We start from the raw sequence: 26,400 nt of genomic DNA on the forward strand, positions 1-26,400 counted from the left end.
TTGCCTGGTGCATTTTCCAGGTGCAGTTGCCAGGTATTGCGAATGAAGCCTTCACGACGCGTATTCGTACATATGCGCGTACGTCATCAAGGCTTCCAGCGATACATCATCACTTTCCCGCGCGCGTCTTCTTCGACGAACACGAGGTACTCGCCATTGCTGCGCTTCGCGGCGCTGATGCCGTTGGGCACGTCGACCCAGCCCGACGCGCGGCCCACTTCCGGGCCCGGACGAATCACGCCGACCTCCTTGCCGGTGTCCTTGTCCCACACGTGCACGGCGCCCACCGGCTCCACGCCGAAGAGGTATTGCCCTTCGACCGTGAGGCCGATGATCGTGGCGATAGGCTTGGTCTGCGTCGTCCACGGCAGCGTGATCGAATAGCGCTGCACCGGGGTGCCACTCGACCATTTGTCGTAGCGCACCAGCACGCGGCCCACTTCTTTCCAGAAGCCGCGATCCGCCGGCGTGTCGGGCGTATAGCCGGTCACGTACATCGTGTCGGTGGCGGGGTCGTAGATCGCGCGATGCAGCTCGGTGAACGGTTGCGGCACCGGGTACTGCGTCATGTCCGAATACGAGTAGATGGGATTGCCCTTCGCATCCAGACCGCCGAAACGGAAGCGATAGATGCCTTTGTTATCCCGTGTGCGCCAGATGTCGCCGGCGGTATCGACCCACCAGCCCCAGCCGCCCGCGAGCTTCGTGCCGGTCGTGTTGAGTGTGAATTCGTCGGTATTGAACTTGCCGTCGCCGTTCACATCGCGCCAGATCCAGTCGCCGCCCGGCGGCGCATTCGGCACTCTCGCGACCGCACGATCACGCCCGGCGATAAAGCCCGAAGGAATCGCTGTTTCGCCGTCGCGCTGCGGGTCGAAGCGATAGATCTTCAGGTGGTCCGCGTACATGTCGGTCAGGTACAGGAACGTGTGGCCCTTGAGCTTGCGAGCGATCGGCAAGCCGGGATATTGATCCACGTGAAAGACGGGGTCGTCGGGGTACTTGAAGCGGTTCGACAGAAAGCCCACGTATTTCCAGTCCTGACCCGCCGGCTTCGACAGATCGAGTTCGAAGCGCTTGTTGCCGGTGTAGACGCTATCCGGACGCGACGGATCGATCCATGCACCGTCGACGAACAACAAACCTTGCACCTGCCAGTTCTGTTTGCCATCGGGCGCATAGCTTTCGAGCGTGGCGCCGAGGCCCGCGCCGATCGGTTCGTAGCGCGGACCGATACCGTTGGTCGATACGTACACGTTGCCGCGCGCATCCACACCCACGCCGGTCAGACCGTTAAAGCGCTGCGGGCCCGGTTTGCCGGGAACCCCGCTAAAAATCCCGCCGCGTTCGCCGAGCGAGCCCGACTCCGCGTACCGGCCATTGCTCTTGCTGAAAAACAGCACCTGCTGACGCGGGCCGTTGTCGGCGATCAGCACGCGGCCTTGTGCGTCGATGGCGATATCGACCGCGACCGTATCGGCCGGCAACGTGAACGTTTCGTCGATGCGCTTGCCCGTCGTGGTGTAGTGCTCCACCTGCGGCGCCTTGTCGTTGCGGGTGCCGCTCAACACCCAAAGCGTGCCGTCGGGAGCAAGCGCGATACGGCCAGGCTCGTGCACCGTCCACGTGGTTTTCTGCTGCATCGATTCCGCGTCATAGACCTCGATGCGATCGCGTGCGGTGTTCGCCGCGTACAGCGTGGTGTCGTTCGCCGCCAGGCCGCCGATTTCGGCGCTCGTGCCGGTCGGCACTTCGTTCATCATCAGAAAGCCGGCGGCCAGTTGCGCATGCGGGTCGGCGCTTTTTGCGGCCGGCTGGAACGGCGCGGCGCGCTTCGGATCGGCGATCTGCCGGCGCGAAATGCCGAACCATTGCTTGCCCTTTTCCGGCCACACGCCCTGCTCGACCAGATGCCCCTTCTCGTTGCCGACCGAGATCGCGACGAACGCGTACTTGCGATTCACCGCAATCGCATTGCCGCCGCCATTGCCCCAGCCGTGCGTGCCGCCCGCGAAGCCGAGCATCTTGCCGTTCTGGTAGACGCTCGCTTCGGCGCCGCTTTCGTCCCACGGCGCGTTCGTATAAACCTTGCCGTCCGGCGCGACCGCAATCGCGGTGATGTTGATCTGCGTCCACGTGCCGTCGCCAAAACCAAAGGTATTGCCGATCCAGGAAGTTTTCGCGTTCAACACGGTTTCCGCGGATGCCGTGAAGCTGACCGATGCAGCCGTCATTCCGGCCGCATAGGCGAGTACGGCAATCCAGGTTTTGAACGTGAAACGGGCCAAAGTTATTCCTCCAGTCAGGGCCGTGCCGCGATCGGGCAACTGGCCCGCGCGGGTGCAAAATCCAATGAAGTGACGGCAGAGGCCGCGAGAAGCGGATGCGACGTAAGAACACGAGACTGATTCCCGCACCGGTCACATTACGCGGAAAAAACGCCGCAACGAAAATCGAAAATAATTCAAAAATATTCGATGCTTTAAGCGTCGTGAAAGAAAGTGATTTAAAAATAGATTAAATGAAAATAGACGTGGTTTCTTGCGTCCAGCGGAGCCTCGACCCATCATCTTTACCGACCCGGCCTGGTGCCGGCTGCACTTCTTACGCATTAAGACAGCGTCAAGACACAAGCATAAAAATCAATTTCGAATGGGTAACGAAACACCCTGTTGCAATCTGATTCACTTATCCATTTCATTCCCGTTTTTTCATCAATTTATTTTCCCTAGAATCGAATGCACTTCCGTTGCGACGCGAAGCGGGCGCGCCCCCTGTTTTCTCAAGCCCTGTTCCTGACTTGAAACGGCGCGCACGATCCTTCGCCAGGCCCATCCGCTTCACACCATGGACGGTTCATGACTGCTAGCGCACTGCCCTCAGCGCCTTCTCACTCCCGCCGCATCGTGCAGCTCGACGGCTTGCGCGCCATCGCCGTGCTCGCGGTGTTCGCCCAGCACGCGTTGAAAGCGCCGCTATGGATGGGCGTCGATCTGTTTTTTGTCTTGAGCGGTTTTTTGATCACCGGCATCCTGCTCGAACGTAAAGCGCGCGGGCAGTCGTATTTCGGCTATTTCTATGCACGCCGGGCGCGGCGCATCCTGCCGCCTTATCTGCTGCTGATGGTGGTGTCTTCGATTCTGTTCGGCTTCGGCTGGGCACAGCACTGGCAGTGGTATGCGTTTTTCGCGACCAATATCGGCGACGCGCTCAATCAAAGCGGTCACGACAGCCTGAACGTGCTGTGGTCGCTGGCCGTTGAAGAGCAGTTCTATATTTTCTGGCCGTTCGTGATTCTGTTGCTGCCCGAGCGCGTGCTCGGTTACGTGGCGGCCGCGTTGATCGTTCTGGTGCCGGTGTTGCGCGCGGTCGCCACACCCTGGTTCGATTCGTTCTGGCCGATCTATTACCTGACGCCGTTCCGCATGGATCTGCTCGCGGCCGGCGCGCTGCTCGCGGTCGCCGTGCGGCGCGATCGCAACGCGCTCGAACCGTTCAAGGGTCTCGCCGTGCTCGGCTTCTTTGCCGCGCTGGCCGTGCTTGCGTGGCTGCATCTGCATTACCCGCGGTTCCGGGCGGCGAATACGCCTCTGTCGAATGCCGGGCTTTACAGCATTTCGTTGGTGCTTTGTACTTCCGTCGTGGTCATCGCCTTGCAAAGCAAGGGCATCGTCAAACGGCTGCTGTGCAATCCCGTGCTGGTCTATATCGGCACGATCAGCTACACGATCTATCTGATTCACCTGAGCGTGCTGTACACGCTGTGGCCATTGCATCTGAACCGCTATCTGACGGCGGCGCTGGCGCTCGCGATCACCCTCGCCTATGCCAGCATCACGTGGTTCGCGTTCGAAAAACGGTTGATCTTCGGCTCCGCGAGCAAAAACCCGGCGGCCGCCGGCAGCGTGTCGCAAGGCGCGTCGCAAGCGCCGCAAAGCCGCGCATGAGGCGCCGCGTATGGCTCGCCGCGAGCATGTCGGTCGCGGCGTCGATACTGATTTCACCGGCATTCGATGCTTATGCCGGCAATCGTGCCGCCACGCAGGTACTGGTCGACGCCTATGGCGATTCGACCACGCTCGGCATTACGTGCAGCGACGGCCACTGCGGCCCGCAGGCGCAAAACGCCGTGGCGTATCTGCAGAGCGAATTGCAAGCGAAGTATGGCGAACGCGTGCACGTGACGAACTACGGCGTGGGCGGCACGATGGCCACCCAGTTGCGCGACGGCTCCGGCAACCGCCGCGCCGGCCCGACGGCCGGCCTGCCGTGGCAGGAGCGGCTCGCCGCTTCGTCGGCGCAGATCGTGCTGATCAACTACGGCATTAACGAAGTGATGCAGAACCAGACGCCCGAGCAGTTTTACGCGGCCGAAACAACGCTCGTGAAAACCGCCCGCGCGCTCGGCAAACAGCCGGTTCTGCAGACCTCGAACCCGATGCCCGACAACCACCTCAACGCGCGGCTCGCCGCGATGGTGGCGATGACGCGCCGCGTGGCCGCCGAACAGCAGGTGCCGCTGGTCGATCAGTTCGCGTACGTCAGCAATCTGCCGGACTGGAAGATGCTGATGTCCGACGGCGCGCATCCGAAGCCGGGCTTGTACCGGCTCAAGGCTGAACAGGATTTTCAGGTCGTCGACCCGCTGGTGCGGCGACTGCTGGACGGCACGCTCTGAAGTTCTTTTTTCTTTTACCAATATTGAAGGCAAGCTATGAGCCAACCACGCAAAGCGATCATCACCGGCGTATCCGGACAGGACGGCGCCTATCTGACCAAACTGTTGCTCGACAAGGGCTACCACGTGACCGGCACCTACCGGCGCACGAGTTCGGTCAATTTCTGGCGCATTCGTGAGCTCGGCGTGCTCGATCATCCGAATCTGCGTCTGGTCGAACACGATCTGACCGATCTCGGCTCCACGCTGCGCCTGCTCGAAGGCGCGCAGGCCGACGAGCTGTACAACCTGGCCGCGCAGAGCTTCGTGGGCGTTTCGTTCGACCAGCCCGTGACGACCGCCGAAGTGACCGGCATCGGCGCGCTGAATCTGCTCGAAGGCATCCGCATTCTGAATCCGAAGACCCGTTTTTATCAGGCGTCGACCTCGGAAATGTTCGGTCTCGTGCAGGCGGTGCCGCAACGCGAGGACACGCCTTTCTATCCGCGCAGCCCGTACGGTGTCGCCAAGCTGTTCGCGCACTGGTCGACCATCAATTACCGCGAGTCGTACAACCTGTTCGCCAGCAGCGGCATTCTGTTCAATCACGAGTCGCCGCTGCGTGGCCGCGAATTCGTCACCCGCAAGATCACGGACACGGTCGCGAAGATCAAGCTCGGCAAACAGGACGCGCTGGAACTCGGCAACCTGAGCGCCAAGCGCGACTGGGGCTTCGCGCTGGAATACGTGGAAGGCATGTGGCGCATGCTGCAAGCCGATGAGCCCGACACCTTCGTGCTCGCCACCGGCCGCACCGAAACGGTACGCGACTTCGTGCGCATGGCGTTCGCCGCCGCGGGCTACCAGATCGAATGGTCGGGCAAGGACGAGCGCGAGACCGGTATCGACGTCGCCACCGGCAAGACGCTGGTGCGCGTGAATCCGAAGTTCTACCGTCCCGCGGAAGTGGACCTGCTGATCGGTTGCGCGGACAAGGCGCACGAGAAGCTCGGCTGGAAACCGGAAACCACGCTCGAACAGCTGTGCCACATGATGGTTCATGCGGACCTTGGGCGTAACGAGCATCACGAGACGTTCTGATTCGGTGACGCAGCGAACGGCCGTGAGAGCAGTCGCGGCCCTGCCTGTGCCAGTGTGCTCGCCTTCCCCGAGGCGAGCCGAAAATCGGTAAGCCTGATCGCAATGATTCAGGTCAAAGCTACCAATACCCGGTAGTGCAAAAATAGCCGCTTGAGAAGGTGACGCGTCTTTTCCGGAAGCCCGTCACCTTCACCACCAAACGGCCGCGCCGCGTATGAACCCGTGCGCTTGCTTTAGCGTTCGTGGTCGCGTTTGTCAGTGCGTTTGTCTGTACATCTGTCGGCGCATTTTTGGGCGCTTTTTTTGGGCGCGTTTTTGAGCACGTCTTTCGGCGCATCCTTCAGCGCGTCTGCGTTCGTTCGCGCCAACGCGCCGACATCAATCTTCCATGAGGAATCCCCTATCTTGGCATCCCGTCAGGACAAAACCAGCCAACGCGCGCCCGCGCCCCGGCTCGTCAGCCACGGCGACGTCGCCGTCGACATTCGCGATGCGGCTCGCGGCGGCACGCAAAGCAACTCGCATAGCGACCTCGCCGCTGTCGCAACGCCCCACGCCAATCACGCGGCGCGTGCCGCCGAACGCAGCGAAACCAGCCGTTCGGTCGAAGCCGCCAACGCCTTTATCGTGAACGGCATGGAAAGCGTTCTTGCGGGGCAAACTCAAGCCGAACGCGAACCTGGCGGTGCAATGAACACCATCAAGACGCTGCTCGACGGCCTCTCGCCCGACGAAGCCCGGGCGCTGCGCATGCAATTGCTCGAAGGCAATCCCGCCACCTGGCATGCGGGCGCCGTCCGCCATCCAGACGACGAACTGTCGCCGGCACTGCGTGAAGGCGGCTATCCCTACCGCAATCTGATGTCCCGCCGCGCGTACGAAAAGCAGAAATATCGTTTGCAGGTCGAACTGCTGAAGTTACAGGCATGGGTGCGGGAAACGGGCCAGCGCGTCGTGATCCTGTTCGAAGGGCGCGACGCGGCCGGCAAAGGCGGCACGATCAAACGCTTCATGGAACATCTGAATCCACGCGGCGCGCGGGTCGTCGCGCTGGAAAAGCCGAGCGAGTCGGAACGCGGCCAATGGTACTTCCAGCGCTACGTCCAGCATCTGCCCACCGCCGGCGAAATCGTGCTGTTCGACCGCTCGTGGTACAACCGCGCGGGCGTCGAACGGGTCATGGGATTCTGTTCACCGCAGGAGTACGGCGAATTCATGCAGCAGGTGCCCGAATTCGAACGGCACCTTGCGCGCAGCGGCACGCATATCGTCAAGTTCTGGTTCTCGGTCAGCCGCGAAGAACAGCGCCGCCGCTTCAAGGAGCGGGAGGTTCATCCGCTCAAGCAATGGAAGCTGAGCCCGGTCGACCTCGCCTCGCTCGACAAATGGGACGAATACACCCAGGCCAAGGAGGCGATGTTCGCGCAAACCGATACGGCTGACGCGCCGTGGGCCGTGGTCCGCTCCGATTGCAAGAAACGCGCGCGCCTCAATGCGATGCGCTACGTGCTGCACAAGCTGCCGTACGCAAATCGCGACGCCGAGGCGGTCGGCGTGGTGGACCCGTTGATCGTCGGGCGGGCGATGTAACGCGGGCGCGATTGCGATTGCGGTCTCGGTTGTAATTGCGGTTACGGATGCGATTGCGGCTGCAGGCTCGGTTGCAATTGCGGTTACGGCTGCGATTGTGCCTACGGGCTCGATTGCAACTGTGGTTACGGGCGCGGTTGCGGCTGCTGCGTTTACAGCAGACCGTTTCACACGCCGCAACCGCGCCCTGTCATCCGTCAGTGCACGCCACCCGCCGCAATCGCCTCGCTATACACCGACGCCACGCGCTTCGCGATCACCGAGTTGTCGAAGTTCTCGCGTGCATAGCGGCGGCAGGCATCGGCATCCGGAAGCTTCAGCGAGCCGTTCAACGCACCGGCCAGCCCTTCCGCGATCGCCTTCGCACCCGTCTCCCGCAACACCAGATTCGGCGACAGACCCGCCACCGCTTCCGGCAAACCACCCACCGGCGTCACCAGCACCGGCGTGCCCGACGCCAGCGATTCAACGGTAATCAAACCGAAGCCTTCAAGCGCCACGGTCGGCACCACGCTGATATTCGCCGCACGGTACAACGCAGCCAGATGCTGATCGGGCACGAAGCCCAGCAGCTTCACGTTGTTCTCGAGACCCGCCTCGGTGATCCGCGCCTGCAACTCGCCCTCGAGCCGCCCCTTGCCCGCGATCAGCAGCAGCACGTCGGGCTCCGTGCGTTTGAGCAGCTTCACCGCATCGATCAGATCTTCGAGGCCCATGCGGCGCACCAGACGCCGCACCGCCAGCACGATCGGCCGGTCTTGCGGCAATTGCAGCTTCAGGCGCGCTTCAGCCGGCGTGATCGGCAGATTGAATTGCTCGACATCCACGCAGCCCGGCACTACGCGCACGCGGTCCGGTGAAATGCGATAGCGCGACGTCAGGATCTTGCCGAAGGCCTCGGACAACACGATCAACCGCGACGAACGTGCATACACCGATTGCTCCAGATAGCGCTTGGCGCGCTGGCCGAGCGAATCGGCGCCTTCCACGTGGCTCTCGTCGGCCCACGGTCCCTGAAAATGCGAAACCTGCGGAATGCCGCGCGTCACATCGAGACCCGGAAACGTGTACAGCGCGAAGTGCGACGAAATCACATCGGGACGCGAGGTGCTGATCTCCTGGCGCAATGCGCGGCGTGCCGCCATCAACCGCAGCGGCAGCGATTGCGCCGCGGAGCCGAAACCGTTGATCGCGCCACCGGTATCCGCCGCAACTTTCGGCGAGCCGGCCACCACGCCGCGCACCGCGACGCCCGCGCCCGGCAATGCGCCGACCAGCGAGTAGTACATGCGGTCGAGGCCGCCCGCGCGCTCGGGAAACCAGTGCATCCCGATCTGCAGCGATTTGATTGAACTCGTCGTCATGATTGTTGCCCCTGTGCGTCTGAGAGTTGTAGTGGATTGCGGGATGGCTCGGCCAGCCGGTTCGCCGACGGATTCACCCGAGCGACGTATTGGTCCGTGTGTTGGCCCGACTGCGGGTCCTCGTTCCGGTCCCGCCGCCATTCCCTGTCAGGGCGCGCCTTCATTCCGCGCCCTTCTGCCCGGCCAGCGTGTTCAGCGTCAACGCGTCGGTCTTGGCGACCGCCGACGCTTCCGCTTCGCTGCGCCGGCGGTCTTTCTGCTGCCCCGCCAGTTGCCGATAAAGCGCGATGTATTGCGCCGCCATGCGCGCCCAGCCGAAGCCGGTCGCAAGTTCGTTGGCGGCTATGCCCATCGCGCGGCGAGCGTCGTCGTTGTCGGCCAGACGCGCGACGGCGCCGGCCAATGCCTTGGGATCGTCCGGGTCGTCCAGCACGATGCCGCATTCCGGCGTGATGATTTCCGCACCGCCCGCCGTGCGCGCCGTGACCACCGGCAGGCCCGCGGCCATCGCTTCGAGCAGCGACAGGCTCATCGCCTCGTAGCGCGACGGAAACACGAACGCGTCGACCGAATGCATCAGCACCGGCATCTCCTTGACCAGCCCAAGAAAATGCACGCGATGCGCAATGCCGAGCGCCTTCGCTTCTTCCGGATACGGACTGCCCGGCAGAAACCCGGCCACCGCGATCTGCACGTGTTCGGGCAGATGCTTGAGCGCCTTCAACACCGTGCCGAGGTTCTTGCGCGGCGTGCGCAGGTCGCCCACGAACAGCAGCAGGAATGCGTCCGCGGGCAAGCCGAATTTCGCCCGATCGCCGGTTGCGGCCGCGAAGCCTTGCGTATCGACGCCGTTGTAAATCACGTCGACCCGGTTATCCGGCGTCAAGCCGATCGCGCGAATTTCGTCGGCGACCTTTTGCGACACCGCCGTGATCACCTTCGAGCGCCGGTAAGCCCAGCGTTCGAGCAGCGCATTGCAACGCGTATAAACCGACTGATACGCGGACCACACGCCCTTCGTGAGGCCAAACGGGTAGTACTTGCTGCCGAACCAGCCGCTATGCACGAAGTGCGACGTATTGACGTCGGCGGGCATCCACGTGATGAAGCCGTTCACGTGCAGCACGTCGTATTCGCGGCGATGCGCGCGCAGCCACATCGCGCTCTTGAACGCGAACACCTGCTGGCGCAGCAGATTGGTGGGCCACCATTTGCCGATCTTGATGGGCGTCCAGCGAACGTTCGGATGGGCCAGAAGATCGGGCGCGACATGCGACGCGACCAGCGTCACGCCGATGTTCTCGTCGAGAGCGGCGCGCGCGATCTCGTGGTTGACGCGTCCCTGGCCGTCGTTATGGCGCACGACGTGCGTGACAATGGCGACTCTCAATCAGTGCCTCCGTGGAGAAATAGCGTGCGTCTGCGGTTCATCTTTTCGTAGTGCACCGCGGATAGGATCGAAAAAACACTCATGAAAAGCAGCAGGCCGCCGGTGCCGACCAGCGAATTGGTGAACACCAGCATCGCGAAAGTCGCGAGACTGAGGCTCAGGCAGGCCGAAACGAATTTGTCGTTGCGCAGCTTGAACGACGCGAGCGCCGCGCGCACCACCAGCCACACGATGCCGGACATGTAGAGCAAGGTGCCGGGCCAGCCGAGCACGAACGGGATGTTCATCACGCCGCTGTCGAAGTTGCCGTACTGGCCGAGCTGGCCGCCGTCGTTCGAAAGCTTGGTCGACGTGCCGGTCGCGCCCATGCCTTCGCCGGAGACGTCGGTGAAGGCGGTCTTCGCGAACGTCGCGTAGAACTCGTTACGCGCGGCATAGCTCTGGTCGTCGCTCAGGTTGACGAGCGTGTTCAGGCGCGCCTGCATCCGCTCGGCGACCGGGCCGACCGTGAGCAGCGGCACGCACAGACCGGCAAGCAGCACCGCGCTCGCGACGATCCGCACACGCACCTTGTTGTTCGATTTGACCAACTGGATGAACAGCGCGATCACCCAGCCACCCCACGTCGAACGCACGAGGCTCAGCGCGAACGAAAAGAAGCCCAGCGCCGCCGCGACCCAGCGCACGCGATGCTTCGCCGCCATCACGTAGACCATCGCACCCATCATCGCGAACGCGAACGGTCCCGACGAGTTCATCGTGCTGAACACGCGCACGCCCATCGGCACAGGATCGCCCTGCGAATTCATCTGCGAGCCGAGCATCCACAGTGCGTCCCACTGCGGCATGATGAAGAACTGGATCAGACCATAGCCGCCCATCACCAGCATGCCCCAGATGAAGGTATTGACGATGGTGTCGCGGTACTTCGGGTACTGGCGCGTGTGCGCCATGATGTGAAAGCCGATCAGGATCGGATAGAGCCAGTTCGCGAGGTCATAGGTCGCGGCGAGCGGCCCGCTCGACATCACGCCGATCATGAACGCGTAGGCGAGCCCCATCAGAATCAGCAGCACCGGCAGGCCGCGCCGCTGCGAAAGTATCTTGTAGTAACGGAGCAGGGAAAACCCGCTGATCATCGTCACCGCAAGCGGCGCAATCTGGATCAGGCTGGTCGGCGTGAACGAACCTTTGGACCAGTCGGCGAGACGCCGCACTTCCGGGCTCAGAAACCACAGCCACCACATGAAACCGATGTAGCGCGCCGGGCTTCTGAAGTAGAGCCAGAGACCCGTCAGGATCGCGAGTACCGGGAATCCGAGCGTGAGCACCGTGCCCTGATGCGCGCCGATCAGCATCACGGTGATCAGCCACAGCAAGGCCTCGGGCAGCCACTCCTTGCGCGTGCCGGAGAGGATCCGGCTCGCGCTGTCGCCGTCAGCTCGCGTGATTGTCGACATCGTTTAAAGGCCCCCGCGTGATTCGCGCGCAGGACGTTGAGCCGGCCCCTGGCTGCCCGCGCGGACCCGCACCGGCTGATTCGACGGGGCCGTAGCCGTAGCTGCAACCGGAGCCGGGGCCGGCGCGGCGCGCGGCGTGGTTGCCTCGGCGTCGGCGGCGCCTGCGCTCACGCGGCCACGCGCCGCCGCGCGGACGCGCAGCATCTCCTGCGTGATCCTCACGTGCTGCATCGCATAGCTCTGCGTGGTCAGTTCGCGTGACAGCAAGCCGGCGGCCGCCGCCTGCGCCTGGCGCAACGCGTCCGCGGGCGAGGCCGCGAGCTGGTCCACCGCCTCGCGCAATGCCTGCGGGTTGAACGGCGGGATATAAGCCGCCTCGCCCGCCGGGAAATAATCCTGCAACGCGCCGACGTTGGTGACCACCATCGGCTTGCCGACCGCCGCCGCTTCCAGCATCACGGTGATGCCCGAGGCGTGCGAATTCGGCCGCAACGGCACGACGATCACGTCGGCCCAGTCGTAGAGTTCGTGCTGCTTTTTGATGCCCGAGAACAATGCGATCTCGACGTTCGGCGCGCGCAGCGAAGCGGGAATGCGCCGGCGGGTCGCGAGCTTGACCGTGTAGCGCGCGTCGTTGCCGAAGGCTTTGATCAGGGTCTCCCAGTCGCGGTCGCGATCGTTGCCGATCGCGGCGATGCGAATCGGCGTGTGCGGCGTCCACCCGGCCGGCGTCTTCACGGGAAAGTCCTGTGTGTTCAGGCCGTAGTAGAGATGCTTCGCGTCGCGGTTGAAATAACGTTGGCACAGCTCGGCGTTTTCGCTGGCGAGCGTGGTCAGCTGATCGGCGCGCTTCATCAGCTTGCGATACAGCCAGCTGCGCAACATGCCGTAGGAAGGCCATTTATCGAGCAGCCACACGCTTTGTGCGAGCAGCAAGGGTTCGGCGTCCACGCCGGCCTTGCGGCCGCTCAGCAGCAGCATGAGCGCGGCGGAGAGCCATTCCTGCTCGGTATGCGTCCAGATCACGTCCGAGCGCAGCATCTCGGCGCGGTTGCGCCACGTATGGATGAAGTCGAATCCGAGCGCCGCCTTCAGCGCGCGGCGCAACAAACGCACCGGCTTGCTTTCGCGTGCGTCCTGCGAATAGGTCAGCTTGAACGCGTCGGATTCGGCATGGTGATAGCCGTACAGACAACCGATGTTGTCGCCCGGCCGGTAAAAACGCGGATCCGCGCCGTAAAACAGATGAACGTGAACTTTCGTACTCATGCAGACACTCCGCTCTGCCGGTGGAAAGGAGCATCGGCGGGCGCCCGTGGGCGCAAGTGCCGATGCACGAACGTGCAGGACGATCGGGTCACGCGTGGATCACGCGAGTCATGCGACTCGGGTGCCTCGGGTGCCTCGGGTGACTCATGCGGTCCGCGACAGCGCGCGGCGCGCTTCGTGCGCGCCGGTGCGCACCGCGCGCCAGCGCGACAGCCGCAGACTCGCCTGTTTCGAAATCAGCCCGAGCGCCGCATGCGTGAGACCCGGATAGACGCGCGTGCCGACCAGCGTCCACCACCACCACGCGGTTTCGCGGCGCAACGGCGGCAACTGGTCGCGCAGGATCAGATGAAAATTGAAGGCGGCATTGCGCAACGCCGTCATGGTTTGCGCATCGCGCCGGTCGTCGTCGAAACGCTCGGCCGGAAAATGGTCGACGGCGACGCGTGGGTCGTACATCAGCTTCCAGCCGGCGTTCTTCACGCTCAGGCTGAAGGCCATGTCGTTGTGAACCTGGGCACCCGCGCCGCGCAGGCGCTGATCGAAGCGGATCGTGCGGACCGCCTCGCGCCGGTAACTCATGTTGGCGCCCTTCAGGATGTCGACTTCGCGTGCGCCGCCCACGCCAAGGTGATGATTGCCGATGATCTTGCCGTGCGCCGTGACCTTGCCGACCAGCGGCCGCTCGCCATCCAGCACGCGGCCTTTTTCGTGCACCCAGTCGCGGCCGCCCAGCGCACCCAGGCGCGCGTCGCTTTCGAACGCGGCGGCAATACGTTCCACCCAGTCGACGTGCGGCGCGGCGTCGTCGTCGGTGATCGCGATGACGTCGCCCGTGGCCGCATCCAGTCCGCGATTCAGGGCAGCGACCTGGCCTGGCACGTCCACCAGCGCGACGGACAGCGGCAACGCGCCCGGCACGGCGGGATCGCGCAGGCAGACGTGGGTCGCTTCGTCGTCGGCGCGCGCGACCACCACCACTTCGTCCGGCGTGCGCGACTGCCGTTGCAGCGCCGCGAGGCAGCGCGCCAGGTCGGCCGGGCGGCGGTAAGTCGGAACCAGTACCGTCACTTTCATCGTGATGTCCTTGTTTAGCGTGTTTGCGCCGGGATCGGCACACTGGGCCCGGTCTTGCAGACCGCTGCCCGGGACCCCGGTGCTCGAACTCAGGTGCTCAGATATTCCTGGACCGCTGCATAGCTGCGGTCGTAGCCGCCGCGCGAGCGCGCCGGCATCCCGTTGAAGATGCCGCCCTGCACGTGCACGCCGGCCGCGCGCAGGCGCTTCAATGCGTCGGCGATCTCGCCTTCGCTGTGCACGCCGGAGCGCATCACGAAGAAGGTCGCACCGGCATACGCACCGATAATCGACGCATCGGTCACGGCCAGCACCGGCGGCGTGTCGATCAGGATCACGTCGTAGCGTTTGGCGAGGCCGTCCAGGTATTGCGGCAGACGCGGCGACATCAGCAGTTCCGACGGATTCGGCGGACGGCGGCCGCACGAGATGAAGCTCAGGTTCTCGACGTTCGAGGCACGGATCGCTTCTTCAAGCGAGATCTGCCCGCTCAGCAATTCCGACAGGCCGTTCTCCTGCGCCCCGCCCAGATAACGTTCAAGCGCGCCGCGGCGCATATCGCCGTCGATCATCAGCACGCGTTTGCCCGAGTGCGCGAGCAGCACCGCCAGATTGACCGTCAGGAAGCTCTTGCCGACGCCGGCCATGGGCCCTGTCAGCATGACGATGCGGTTCTTCGCGTCCATCATCGTGAACTGCATCGAGGTGCGCAGGCTGCGCAGACTTTCGATCGTGACGTCCTTCGGCCTCGCGTTCGCCAGCACCGAGCGCAGGCGTTCGCCGCCGCGTTCGAAGCCGCTTTCGAGCAGGGCCTGTTCGGCGCTCAACGGCACGAGACCGTACACCGGCAGATGGAACGTGCGCTCGATATGCTCGGGATCGTCGATACCCTTGAACATATTGCGGCGCAGGAACACGAAACCGGTGCCGCAAATCAGGCCCAGAATGACTGCCGCCGACAGGATCAGCACTTTCTTCGGCTTGACCGGCGCGCCCGGGCGCATCGCTTCGTCGACGATATGCACGTTGCCGCCGGTGCCGGCCTTCTGTACCGACAACTCCTGCACACGGTTGAGCAGCAGCACGTAAATGTCTTCCGCCACCTTCGCATCGCGTTGCAACTGCACGGCCTTCACTTCGGTTGCCGGCAGATCGCGGAAACGGTCGGCGTATTTGGCGCGTTGCGCTTCCAGTTCGGCCATCTGCTGACGGGCGGCCACGAGCATCGGGTGGTCGTCGCCATAGCGTTCGGTCAACTGCGCCATCTGCAGACGCAAACCGGCGATCTGCTGCTCGTATTGCACGCTGCCTTCGAGGTAGACCTTGGCTTCGTCGCTCGCATTGATCGAGCCGGACTGGCGCTGATACGCGGTCAACGCGGCTTCGGCGCGTTCGAGATCGGACTTCAGGCGCGGCTCTTCGCTCTTCAGGAAGTCGAGCATCTTGCTCGCGTCGACCTGCTTGTTCGAAATGTGCTGACGTACATACGACTGCGCGAGCGCATTGGCCACCAGCGCGGCGTGCTCAGGACTCTTGTCCTCCAGCGAAATCTGGATCACGCCGGTCTGCTTGCCCTGCTCCTGCACGGTGATCGCCGACTGGAACGCGGTGATCGCGTCGAGGTCGTTAAAACGCGTCACGGTGAACTCTTCACCCGGACGGGCCACCAGCTTGCTGACGAGAATCGTCACGCCGCCGCCCTGCTCCTGCTGGCCGACCTGGCCGCGCAACAGCAGCGAGCCGTTCTCCGCGTACAGTTCGTAGTGCTGGCCGTCGAACACCTTCATCGTCATCTTCTGGCCTTCCAGCGCGGGCACCACGTCGAGCGAATCGACCTCGGCGTCTTCACCGCCCCATGCGTACGAAGTCAGACCCAGCCACGGCCTGGCCGGCTGGCCCGGCGTCGCCATACGCGCGGCGATGCTGCCGAGCAGCGGAATCGTCTTCGGCGCGACACTGAAATTCAGCTTCAGTTGCTGGACCACCGGGCCGACTACACCACGGCTCTTGATGATTTCGATTTCGGCGTCGGTCGGCAGCGAAGTCGAGCCGGACGTGATGGCCGCGCCGGTCTGCGTCTGCGTGAGCGCCTGCGAGGTGTTGTCGGACTGCTCGACGCGCACGTGGGCGTCGGCCGAATAGATCGGTTTGGCGAGAAAACAGTACGCGGCGGCCAGCGCGACGATCACGCCGGCGATCGTAATCAGCCACCAGATGTCGTCGAGGATCACCTGGACCAGTTGCCCGAGGACGACGTCCTCTTCTTCGGTCTTGATCGGACCGGCCATGTGTGGAGTGATTTGATTGCTCACAATTCGCTTCCCGTATCGGTTGCGTCAGCATCGACTGCTGCTTTTGCTTCGGCGTTTGCTTCGGTCCCGCGCCCTGTGAGAGCGGCGCGGGCCTGTCGACGGCTCAGACGGTTATTTCGTCAACTGCTTCAGGTAGAACAGCGTCTGCACGGTCGGCAGGACTTGCTGCAACACACGGTTGAACGTGGTCGAAGCGGCGGTGCCCACATACACGACATCCATCGGTTGCAACTGGAACTGCGACGACAGCATGATCGCGTCGGGCTGCGTCATGTTGAGGCGGTACACGTCCGGCGTGGTCGGATGTTCGCGCATGCCGCGCATCACGAAGATCTGGCGCGGATTGGCGTCCGTGTCGAGAATGCCGCCTGCCTGGGTGAGCGCGTCGGCGATCGTCAGGCGGCCCTTCAGCATCGGCACCTGGATCGGCGTCTTCACTTCGCCCATCACGAAGATGCGGCTGTCGGTGTGATCCGGAACGTTGATCACGTCACCGTTTTGCAGCATGACGTTCTGCGTGGTGTCGCCCTGGTCGAGCATGCGGTCCGCGTCGAGCACGTACAGCTTGTTGTTGCGCGTGAGGCGCACGCGCTGGATGTCGGCGTCGCTGTTCGTGCCGCCCGAGCGCGTGATCGCGTCGACCAGCGTGAGCGGCACGTCGCTGATGGCGAGCGGGCCCGGCGTCTTCACGTCGCCGGTCACCTGCACCTTCTGGCCGCGATAGGACAGCACGCGCACGTCGACCTGCGGATTGCGGATGTAGCGCACGAGGCCGGCGCTCAACTGATCGCGCACCTCGGCCACCGTCTTGCCCGCGGCCCTGATCCGGCCGACGAACGGGAAAAAGATCGTGCCGTCTGGAGCAATGGTCTGGCCGTAAGGATCGGCCTGCCCCGGCAATGCCGCGGTATACGGCTGCTGCAAGGCGCCGCCGATCGACTGCGTGGTGTTGCCGCCCGCGGACAGCGTGCTGCCCTGCGGGGTGGTCAATTCCGGGTGATCCCACACGGTGATGCCGAGAATGTCCTGCGGCGAAAGCCGGTACACGTACTGCGACGGATCGCTGATATGCGAGGTCGGCAGCACCTGCTGCGCGGCGGCGGCGGCTTGCGCCTGTGCTTGCGCCGCGACCAGCGGACCGTCGATGATATGGACCGGGTAGGTTTCGTTCGCTTGTTGACCCTGATGCTGGCCGTCGTCTTTCAGACGGGATGTGTCGAGGTAATTACCAGGTGCGGTAGCGCAAGCCGACAGAAAGGACGTCAGCAAAAGCGTAGCGGCGAATTTCGATTTAAGACCCGTCGATTTAAGACCCGTCGATTTGGAATCCGTCGGGCGGACGTTCGCGAATGTGTGTTCAGTGCGTTGTTTCATCAGCATATTTTCTTCAGCCATCCCATGACCAGGTGTTCGATGAGCACGAGACTCTTCCTATAGTCGGCTTCCATGCCGCCGTGCGGATCGGCGACGTCGGAATCGTCTTCCCACTTGCCGAGCGGATAGACCTTGCCGCGCGAGGCAGGATCGAGTGCTTCCACCGCGCTGACCTGCGCGCGCTCGGTGACGAGCACCAGGTCGGCGGAACGCACGAGCTGGCGGTCGAGGCGCCGTGAATAGTGGATACCGGAAGCGACGCCCTGCTCGTCGAGCAGGCGCCGCATCACCGGGTCCATGCCGTGGCCGTTCGCGGCACGGATACCCGCCGAATGAAACGCGATCGGCGCTGAGGACGACCGCGACGGTACGCGTTGCCGGGCCTTGAACAGCATCTCGGCTGCGGGCGAACGGCACACGTTGGCGTGGCAGACGATCAGAACGTTGGCGAACATAGCGGGCTCCTTAATGAAACGTGGCGGCGCGGCGGCTTACTGGCCGGCCCCGACCGCGTCGGCCGGGCGAACCGCCCCGGTCGTGACCGGCAGGCCGTTCGCGCCGACCTTCGCCGGCGCATTGCGCAACGCCGCCTGACGGCCGATCGCGTGATACTCGATACCGAGTTCGAGCAGTGCGTCCGGTTCGTACAGATTGCGGCCGTCGAAAATCAGCGGCGTGGTGAGGATTTCCTTGAGCGAACCGAAATCCGGACTCTTGAAGACCTTCCATTCGGTCAGGATCACGAGCGCATCGGCGCCAATGGCGGCGTCCATCTCCTCGTTCACGAAGGACAGGCGCGCGTGCTGTTGCGGCACGTCCTTCAGATCGAGCGCGAAGACGCGCTTCGATTCGTCGATTGCGACCGGATCGTAGGCCTTCACGTGTGCGCCACGGCGCAGCAGCTCGGCGATCAGCGGGCGGCTCGGCGCTTCGCGCATGTCGTCCGTGTTCGGCTTGAAGGCGAGGCCCCACACGCCGAAGGTGCGATCCGACAGATCCTCGCCCAGACGATCGACGATCTTGTGCGCGAGGATCTTTTTCTGCGTGTCGTTGACGGCTTCCACCGCTTCGAGAATGCGCAGATTGGCCTTGTGGTCGGCGGCCGTACGGATCAGCGCCTGCACGTCTTTCGGGAAGCACGAGCCGCCGTAGCCGCAACCGGCATACAGGAAGTCGTAGCCGATACGCGGATCGGAACCGATGCCGCGGCGTACCGCTTCGATATCCGCGCCGACGCGGTCGGCCAGATTCGCGAGCTCGTTCATGTACGAGATCCGCGTGGCGAGCATGGCGTTGGCCGCGTACTTGGTGAACTCGGCCGACCGCACGTCCATGTACAGCGTGCGTTCGCGATTGCGGTTGAACGGCGCATAGAGGCGCTTCATCAACTCGCGGGCTTTTTCGCCCGGCACGTCTTCATCGCAACCGAGCACGATGCGATCCGGCCGCGTGAAGTCTTCCACGGCCGCGCCTTCTTTCAGGAACTCGGGATTCGACACGACCGAGAACATGTGATTGAGGTTGCGTGCGGCCAGTTCCTCGGCGATCACGTCGCGCACGCGCGATGCCGTGCCGACCGGCACCGTCGATTTGTCGACGATCACCTTGAAGCCCGTCATATGGCGGCCGATGTTGCGCGCGGCGGCGAGCACGTATTGCAGGTCGGCGGAACCGTCTTCGTCGGACGGCGTACCCACGGCGATGAACTGGATGTCGCCGTGCGCGACCGCGGCCGGGATGTCGGTCGAGAACTTCAGGCGGCCGGCTTTGCGATTGCGCGCAATGATTTCCTGCAGACCCGGTTCATGGATCGGCACGCCGCCGTTGTTGAGCACGTCGATCTTGCGCTGATCGACGTCGAGACAGAACACGTCGTGGCCGATGTCAGCCAGACAAGCGCCCGTCACGAGGCCTACGTAGCCACTACCGATGATCGTCAGGTTCATGTATTACACCTCGGAAAATGGAGTTGATTCATTAAATGCGGTCACGCGTTGCGCGGCTGCATATTCAATAAGCGTTGTTGCCCACAAAGCCCTTCCACAGCGTGAGCACGACGATCTTGATGTCGAGCCAGAAGGTCCAGTGCTGCATGTAGTACAGATCGAGCTTGACGCGGCCCATCATCTTTTCGATGCGATCGGTCTCACCGCGATAGCCGTTGATCTGCGCCCACCCGGTGATGCCCGGCTTGATCCGGTAGCGGTGCATGTAGCCCTTCACCAGATCCTTGTAGATGTCGTCGTGTTCGAGCGCATGCGGACGCGGGCCGACCACCGACATCTCGCCGCGCAGCACGTTGATGAATTGCGGCAATTCATCGAGGCTGGTGCGCCGCAGGAATGCGCCGACCGCGGTGATGCGCGGATCGCGCCGCGTGGCCTGGGTGATCTTGCCGGCCTCTTCCTTGTGCATCTTCATCGAGCGGAACTTGTAGATCTCGAACTGGTTGCCGTCGATGCCCTTTCTCTTCTGGCGAAAGAACACCGGGCCCGGCGAGCTCGCCTTCACCATCACCGCGATCACCAGCATCACCGGCGACAGCGCGGTCAATGCCGCCAGCGCGAACAGACGGTCGAAAATGCGCTTGGGCAGCACGCGCAGATCGGTGATCGGCGAGGCGGCCAGGTTGATCGCCGGCACGCCGAGCAGATCCACCATCGGTTGATTGAAGAGCGTGAGGCTGCGCACGTCCGGGATGAAGCGGATGTTCACGAAGTCGTTCTTCAGGTCCGTCACGAAACGGTGAATCGCCTTCTCCTTCGAAATCGGCAGCGCGAGCCACAACTCGCGAATCGCGCGCTGGCGCACCAGCTGAAGCATCCGTCCGTAGTCACGCTCGACCGGCACGCCTTCGATCAGATCGCTCGCATCCGGGTCCTCATAAGGATTGATCGTGCCGTCCTCGTCGAACACCACGACGGGGCTAAAGCCCGCTTCCGGGCGGGTACGCATCTGTTCGATCAGGAAGCGCCCATACGGCGCGCCACCGACGATCGCCACCGCGCGCTGATTGAAGCCTTCGCGACGCAGCCCACGCAGGATCGAATAAACGATCACCTTGGTGACGATCAGCAGCACGATCGTGGCAACCGCCCAGTAGACGAGCCACAGACGCGACAGGCTGTCCGAACGGTGCAGGCTGAAGCTGATCAGGATGCCGGTGACCTCCACCATCACCCAGCCGCCCGCGACGCGGCACAGCAGGTCGTAGAGCGGCTTGCCGCGCCACGACTGATAGATACCCAGCGCCGGAAAGAACACCACCACCAACAGGCAGTCGAACGCGAGCGATACGCTTTGGACGTCGTCCAGCCACACCAATTTCCCGCTGTGCACGGCCGTCGCGATGGCGGCGCCGAGCGCGACCATGGCGATGTCGATGATTCTCGATAGAACGCTCAACATGCGCTGCCCCTCAGTTCGTCAGTCAAGTGCCATCCATTGGTTGGTTGAATTCCCGTCACACCCGTCAAACCGCAGGACACACAATGCCGGTCTGCGCGCCTGCCAGATAAATGCGCGACACGAATCCGATTCAACCGGTGCTAATTGCCCTGCCGCTTTCCGAACTAAAAATTGCCCAATCGGCCAACCCGGAAAATGCGTGTCTGAATGAGTGAATACCCTTGTACAGGTATAGATAAAGCTATATTAAAATTCGCGCTGCAAGACCGCAAAATATCTCAAATTGTATCGGTCAAAGTTCCAGCATTTTTTCTGAATTTCGTTCGGCAATTGTTACCGAATCTGGCGTTTCAAAGGCTTTTTTCGGCCTTTATAGAGGCCAAGGCGAGCCGACCTGTCCGTTTTCCTGCGAAGCTTACGTTTCGCGTTTCGTCCCTATTCTGCGTCAATTCGCCGGATAAAAAAATTACCCGCGATTTTTTTCGTGTAATTTTTATTTTTTAAAAATTAATCGGACATTTTTCCTTCACGGAACGGCTTAATTTTATTAAGCGTTTTATATAGTTTCTATTTAACGCGCTTTTATTGACTCCTTGCTTCGTGATAAAACTCGACGCATTCACCCAGCCTCGAGGAGTTCATCATGACAGCTCCGGTTACGGCCACGCCCGCCGACACCCGGTCCACGCAAGCTATGCCGCTCAACGTCAAACTCAAAGTTCATCCCGTGATTCTGGCGGGCGGTTCCGGTACACGGTTGTGGCCGATGTCGCGCGAGCAGCATCCGAAGCAACTGATTGGTCTGCTCGGCGACGACTCGCTGTTGCAGTCGACCACTCGCCGGCTCGACGGACTGGAAGCCGACCATCCGCTCGCCGAGCAACTCATCGTGGTGGCCAACGAAGAGCAGCGCTTCACGACCGCCGAACAATTGCGCACGAGCGGTAAGCCGACCCGGCTGATTCTCGAGCCTGCCGGACGCGACACGGCGCCGGCACTGACCGTGGCCGCTCTTTCGATCGCGGCGCAGGACGAAGACGGCATCATGGTCGTGATGCCGGCCGATCACGCGGTGACCGATATCGACGGTTTTCATGCGGCGGTGGCCGCCGGCGTGCAGCATGCGGCGGCCGGCCATATCGTGACGATGGGTATCGTGCCGACGCGTGCGGAAACGGGCTACGGTTATATCCGTATCGGCGCAGCGCTTGGTAGCCCGCTTGGTAGCCCTAATGACACGCACGACGCAGACAGTGATGCAGGTAGTGAAGCCGCCAGCAAGATTGGCGCGCACAAACTCGATCGGTTCGTCGAAAAACCGCATCTGGAACTGGCGCAACGCTATATCGAATCGCAGGAATACTGGTGGAACAGCGGCATTTTTATCATGCGCGCGTCGACCTGGCTGAAGGCGATCCGCCACTTCCAGCCGGCGATTTACGAAGCCTGCGACGCGGCCTTCGCAGGCGGCAAAGCGGACGGCGACTTCTTCCGTCTGCAACGCGATGCGTTCAGCGCCTCGCCGTCGAATTCGATCGACTACGCGGTGATGGAGCAACTCGGCAACGACCAGGCCGCCGCATCCGGCGTGGTCGTGCCGCTGCAAGCGGGCTGGTCGGACGTGGGTTCGTGGGACGCGATCTGGGATATCTCGGCGAAGGACGCCGATCAGAACGTGGGGCGCGGGCGCGTGATGTTCGAAGGCGCGAGCTCGACCTTCGCGCATTCGGAAGGACGCCTGATCGCCTGCGTCGGCACGCAGGATCTCGTGGTGGTCGAAACGGCCGATGCGATTCTGGTCGCGGATAAATCGCGCGTGCAGGACGTCAAGAAGATCGTTGGACGGATTCGAAGCGACGGCGGGCTGGAAGCGGCCAACCATCGCAAGGTGCATCGCCCGTGGGGCAACTACGATTCCGTCGACACCGGCGAGCGCTTCCAGGTGAAACGCATTGTCGTGAAACCGGGTGCACGGCTTTCGTTGCAAATGCATCATCACCGCGCGGAACATTGGATCGTCGTGCGCGGCACCGCGCTCGTCACGCGCGGTGAAGAGCGCTTCATCGTCTCCGAAAACGAATCGGCTTATATTCCGCTCGGCGTCACCCACCGCCTCGAGAACCCGGGCAAGATGCCGCTCGAAATGATCGAGGTGCAGTCCGGCTCGTATCTCGGCGAAGACGATATCGTGCGCTTCGACGACACGTATGGGCGCAAATGAAGCACGCGACTGACGCGCACCGATAAACGCGCGCCAATGAGGAACGCCGGTGAACGATGCCGGCGCACAACCTTGAATTCGCGCCAATGCAACGCTCTGGCAACGTCAATCGACGTTCAACGCCAGTCAGGTAACACCAATGATTCACAACGGATGAAGTGGGAACCTGCGGCGGTTGCTCCTACCGGCCGCGGGGTGCTGCTGTTTTTAGCTGTTGCGCTTACTGGTCATGCTTACTGGTCACGCTTACCTGATCACACTTGCTGCCTTGCTAGCCGCCGTGCTGATTGCCGCACGCCGCCGCACTAGCCGCCGCACTCATCCCGCATGGGAAATGAGTTCCGGGTACGACGGAAAACGATCTGATGCACTGCTTTCGGCTGTGCTCGCGGGCGCCGCCGGTTCACTCGGGTAACGGCGCAGCGGTCCACGAAACGCATTGAGCGGACCGTGCAAAGGACCACCGTGATTCGCCGTGACCGGCTCGGGGACATGGCGCATGGCCGGCAACGGACGCGCCACCGCCGCCGCTGCTGCGTTGACTGCCGGTGCAGCCTCGGCAGCCGCCTGTGTGCGGCATTCACGATCGATCCACTGCCGCGCCCAGTCGAGCGCGTATTGCTCCGCCGCGTCGGCTTGCGCAAAGCGAGGACCCACGAGGCCGGAGCGCTCGACGCGCTTGCCGTCCTTCATGATCTCCGCCCATGCGCGATACATGGCGTTGGGCACCTGCTCCGCCACGACGTAGATCACATAGCCGTGCTGGTCGGCGATCTGCGTGCCGCGTGGCGCGAGGCTCATCGACAGCGGGCTGCGCTGATCGTCAAGCTGTTGCGCACGGCGTGCCGACGTAATGGCCGAATCCAGGCTGTGCATTGCCGCGCCCACCGCCCGCGCTTCCTCCATGCTTTGCAGATCGGCGCGCGTAACAGGCCGTGCCGCAAACGACGAGGATGCCGACGACGAGCGCGACGCCGGCGGCACATTCGTCAGCCCGGACAACTGGCGCGTGATATCGGCGATCGGATCCGCCGAACGCCAGTTGCTCAGGCTGCTCGAAACGCCGGGCGCCTGCCACGACTCGGGGCTCTTCCAGGACACGCCGCGCGGATTTTCGTCACGCACGCTGGGAGGTTCTGCTACCGGTGCCGCAGGTTTGGCCGCGACAGGCGGTGCCGGTTGCGGGACGTACGCGAAGGTGCGCCCGGTTTGAGACAACAGCCGAACCATCTCGAGGAGGGTGCCGTTCAACTGCCATTCTTCAAAACGGCGCCGGCATGTAGGACCTGACGGATAGCGGCCTGGCAGCTTCGACCAGGGTTCACCGGTTGTCAGAATCCACAGGACGGCATTCGCCACGATACGCGGTTCGGCGCGCGGCCGTCCGCGTCGGTTCAGACGGACGGCCGGCTCATCAGAGACAAGCGCTGCCAGCAGCGCCCATTCGTCATTGCTTAGCTCATCGAAAAACATTGGGTTTTCTCCACGCAGCCTGGCCGGGCCGCGGCTTTGGACAGCCACGGATTCAACTTTCACGATCCGTGTGCAGCCCGCGGTTGCACAAATATGTTTTGTACGTTCTGTTGGTGGGTCAATGTCGCACTGGGTTAGTGCGGTTTGTCCCTATTGCGAAGCACAAAACGTGGTCTCACTCGTGCATGGGAGAATTTGTGCACGAAGCATACCACCACCAGGGTTTGCGTGAATATCGTTGAGACAAGTGTTACGGATGGAAACAAACTTGTCCTTTTTGCTGCGTCGTTTCGCACATTGCCGTAACACAACTATAGGCGGTTCTTGCGGAGAAAGCTCCTATTGCATAGCACAATGGCATCGCATCGGCGGTGAATGGCATTTATGAAATTGGCGTTTGATTCACCATGCATTTCGAGGCGTTTCGAACGGTTTTTTCAGGTGACCGCCGCGTACCTGGGCGTAGCGCGTGAACAACGTCCTGGGCGCTTCGAGGCGCGACGGCCGCGGACGTAAACGCAGCCCCTGGATATGCCATTGGCATTCCTCTCGACGCCGCGCGAGCATGGCTGAGCAGCGTGCTTCAGCGTATAGGGTTCGCCGCGCCCTCACCCGCCACAGTCATCCACTGACGTACGCGCCAGCGCGCCACGAGCCCGGCGAGTACATATGGATCGGCTCTGGCAAAGGCTTCGGCGGCTGCGGGAGAGTCGCCTTCGAAGAGCAGCACGGCGGTATCCACGGGCTCGGTTAACGCCCCGCCCAGTTGCAATTCACCGCGCTCCGCAGCCGCCCAGGCGAGTTTCAGATGCGCGTCGCGATACGCGGCACGCCGTTCGAGGTAGTCCGGTACGAGGTCATACATGAGCAGGTAGTGCATGGCGAGCCTCCTTTGGCTTGCGTGACAGGGACGACGGTCGGCACATCGGCACAGGGAATCGAGTCAGGATTACCCATATGCTGGACAACGGGATTTTCTGCCGATTTCCTATTCATTTGCATCTGCAGCAATGCAGATCGGATTTTTAATATTTGATCCGCATTGTCGAATGGCGATGAACTGAATTATTTGCATATGCCTTACCAATTAATCCGGATTGCATAACATATTTTGGCACTGCTACGATTCAGCCGTTTCATCCGCCGGAGCGCCCGCTAGCCCCCGTGTGTAGGGGAAAACCAGCGTGAGCGCCTGTCAACCGGATTGCTCTTTTATCCGTTCTGGCAGACAGCATTTGCCATAATGGACATGCCGAGGGGTCCTGGACGCCATTGACGCCCCCGTGCATGAACGACCAAAAACGTTTTCACCACCGATGGAGTGTCACATGAAAATCCAATCCGCTATCGCTACGCTGGTGCTGGGTGCCGTCCTCGTTTCGCCGGTGTTCGCGCAGAACAGCCAGCAAACGAAAATGGCCGACTGCAACAAGCAGGCCGCCGACAAGAAAGGCGATGACCGCAAGGCCTTCATGAAGACCTGCCTGTCCGCCAAGCCGGCCGCCGCCGCACCGATGAGCCAGCAGGACAAGATGAAGGCGTGCAACACGCAAGCCACCGGCAAGAAAGGCGACGACCGCAAGGCTTTCATGAAGACCTGCCTGTCGTCCGCGCCGGCTAACTAAACACGAGGCAATCGGCGCGGCCCACACGCCGCGCGTCTAACCGCGTATTGCTCGAACAGGGCCGCGCCATTGTCCGGCG

At 62.6% G+C, this 26,400-nt stretch carries 19 protein-coding genes; 6 read left to right on the top strand and 13 right to left on the bottom strand.

The genetic code is table 11. The annotated features are described in order from the left end of the window. Positions 1 to 86: 86 nt before the first annotated feature. A complete protein-coding gene (locus ACOSV0_RS09340; protein WP_434110046.1) occupies positions 87 to 2,288 on the bottom strand; it encodes a hypothetical protein in 2,202 nt (733 codons plus the stop codon). Between the two features lie 570 nt (positions 2,289 to 2,858). On the opposite strand from ACOSV0_RS09340, the gene ACOSV0_RS09345 reads away from it, so the two are divergent. From ACOSV0_RS09345 to ppk2, 4 genes are all read left to right on the top strand, one after another. Further along, positions 2,859 to 3,947 (top strand): acyltransferase family protein, encoded by a 1,089-nt coding sequence (locus ACOSV0_RS09345; protein ID WP_434110047.1) that lies wholly within the window; start codon positions 2,859 to 2,861, stop codon positions 3,945 to 3,947. Then, the gene (locus tag ACOSV0_RS09350) at positions 3,944 to 4,678 is read left to right on the top strand and encodes an SGNH/GDSL hydrolase family protein (protein ID WP_434110049.1); all 735 of its coding nucleotides are present in this window, start codon (positions 3,944 to 3,946) and stop codon (positions 4,676 to 4,678) included. The genes ACOSV0_RS09345 and ACOSV0_RS09350 overlap by 4 nt, the downstream gene beginning before the upstream one ends. 36 nt (positions 4,679 to 4,714) lie before the next feature. Beyond that, positions 4,715 to 5,758, top strand: a complete 1,044-nt coding sequence (gene gmd, locus ACOSV0_RS09355; RefSeq protein ID WP_434110050.1) for a GDP-mannose 4,6-dehydratase — start codon at positions 4,715 to 4,717, stop codon at positions 5,756 to 5,758. A gap of 405 nt (positions 5,759 to 6,163) precedes the next feature. Continuing rightward, a complete protein-coding gene (gene ppk2, locus ACOSV0_RS09360; protein ID WP_434110052.1) occupies positions 6,164 to 7,348 on the top strand; it encodes a polyphosphate kinase 2 in 1,185 nt (394 codons plus the stop codon). Positions 7,349 to 7,545: 197 nt separating this feature from the next. Here ppk2 and ACOSV0_RS09365 read toward each other — a convergent pair whose 3' ends face one another. From ACOSV0_RS09365 to ACOSV0_RS09410, 10 genes are all read right to left on the bottom strand, one after another. Next, a complete protein-coding gene (locus tag ACOSV0_RS09365) occupies positions 7,546 to 8,712 on the bottom strand; it encodes a glycosyltransferase family 4 protein (RefSeq protein WP_434110053.1) in 1,167 nt (388 codons plus the stop codon). A gap of 160 nt (positions 8,713 to 8,872) precedes the next feature. Then, positions 8,873 to 10,102, bottom strand: a complete 1,230-nt coding sequence (locus ACOSV0_RS09370; protein ID WP_434110054.1) for a glycosyltransferase family 4 protein — start codon at positions 10,100 to 10,102, stop codon at positions 8,873 to 8,875. Further along, the gene (locus ACOSV0_RS09375; RefSeq protein WP_434110055.1) at positions 10,099 to 11,562 is read right to left on the bottom strand and encodes a glucose-6-phosphate isomerase; all 1,464 of its coding nucleotides are present in this window, start codon (positions 11,560 to 11,562) and stop codon (positions 10,099 to 10,101) included. Before ACOSV0_RS09375 ends, ACOSV0_RS09370 begins: the two co-directional genes overlap by 4 nt. A 3-nt stretch (positions 11,563 to 11,565) precedes the next feature. Beyond that, the gene (locus tag ACOSV0_RS09380; RefSeq protein ID WP_434110056.1) at positions 11,566 to 12,831 is read right to left on the bottom strand and encodes a glycosyltransferase; all 1,266 of its coding nucleotides are present in this window, start codon (positions 12,829 to 12,831) and stop codon (positions 11,566 to 11,568) included. Between the two features lie 144 nt (positions 12,832 to 12,975). Then, positions 12,976 to 13,908: a glycosyltransferase family 2 protein gene (locus tag ACOSV0_RS09385; protein ID WP_434110057.1), complete on the bottom strand. Its 933-nt coding sequence runs from the start codon at positions 13,906 to 13,908 to the stop codon at positions 12,976 to 12,978. An 89-nt stretch (positions 13,909 to 13,997) separates the two neighbouring features. After that, positions 13,998 to 16,196: a polysaccharide biosynthesis tyrosine autokinase gene (locus ACOSV0_RS09390; RefSeq protein ID WP_434110225.1), complete on the bottom strand. Its 2,199-nt coding sequence runs from the start codon at positions 16,194 to 16,196 to the stop codon at positions 13,998 to 14,000. 135 nt (positions 16,197 to 16,331) lie between these two features. Further along, complete coding sequence (locus ACOSV0_RS09395; RefSeq protein WP_434110058.1) at positions 16,332 to 17,594, bottom strand: polysaccharide biosynthesis/export family protein; 1,263 nt, start codon at positions 17,592 to 17,594, stop codon at positions 16,332 to 16,334. After that, entirely contained in the window at positions 17,594 to 18,049 is a 456-nt protein-coding gene (locus tag ACOSV0_RS09400) for a low molecular weight phosphotyrosine protein phosphatase (RefSeq protein WP_434110059.1), read from the bottom strand. The genes ACOSV0_RS09395 and ACOSV0_RS09400 overlap by 1 nt, the downstream gene beginning before the upstream one ends. 36 nt (positions 18,050 to 18,085) lie before the next feature. Further along, positions 18,086 to 19,540, bottom strand: a complete 1,455-nt coding sequence (locus tag ACOSV0_RS09405) for a UDP-glucose dehydrogenase family protein (RefSeq protein ID WP_434110060.1) — start codon at positions 19,538 to 19,540, stop codon at positions 18,086 to 18,088. A gap of 64 nt (positions 19,541 to 19,604) precedes the next feature. Then, positions 19,605 to 21,002 carry an undecaprenyl-phosphate glucose phosphotransferase gene (locus tag ACOSV0_RS09410; RefSeq protein WP_434110061.1) on the bottom strand — a complete coding sequence of 466 codons (1,398 nt, stop codon included), beginning with the start codon at positions 21,000 to 21,002 and terminating at the stop codon, positions 19,605 to 19,607. A 643-nt stretch (positions 21,003 to 21,645) separates the two neighbouring features. Between ACOSV0_RS09410 and ACOSV0_RS09415 the strand changes: the two genes are divergently transcribed. Continuing rightward, positions 21,646 to 23,223, top strand: a complete 1,578-nt coding sequence (locus tag ACOSV0_RS09415) for a mannose-1-phosphate guanylyltransferase/mannose-6-phosphate isomerase (RefSeq protein WP_434110062.1) — start codon at positions 21,646 to 21,648, stop codon at positions 23,221 to 23,223. Positions 23,224 to 23,541: 318 nt separating this feature from the next. Here ACOSV0_RS09415 and ACOSV0_RS09420 read toward each other — a convergent pair whose 3' ends face one another. Next, positions 23,542 to 24,696 carry a transposase gene (locus ACOSV0_RS09420; protein ID WP_434110063.1) on the bottom strand — a complete coding sequence of 385 codons (1,155 nt, stop codon included), beginning with the start codon at positions 24,694 to 24,696 and terminating at the stop codon, positions 23,542 to 23,544. Positions 24,697 to 25,279: 583 nt separating this feature from the next. Then, positions 25,280 to 25,576, bottom strand: a complete 297-nt coding sequence (locus tag ACOSV0_RS09425; protein WP_434110064.1) for a YciI-like protein — start codon at positions 25,574 to 25,576, stop codon at positions 25,280 to 25,282. A 448-nt stretch (positions 25,577 to 26,024) separates the two neighbouring features. Between ACOSV0_RS09425 and ACOSV0_RS09430 the strand changes: the two genes are divergently transcribed. After that, positions 26,025 to 26,321: a PsiF family protein gene (locus tag ACOSV0_RS09430; RefSeq protein WP_169487044.1), complete on the top strand. Its 297-nt coding sequence runs from the start codon at positions 26,025 to 26,027 to the stop codon at positions 26,319 to 26,321. Positions 26,322 to 26,400 lie beyond the last annotated feature (79 nt).

The organism is Paraburkholderia caffeinilytica (genome assembly GCF_051027425.1).
In the GTDB taxonomy this organism is placed as follows: domain Bacteria; phylum Pseudomonadota; class Gammaproteobacteria; order Burkholderiales; family Burkholderiaceae; genus Paraburkholderia; species Paraburkholderia caffeinilytica_A.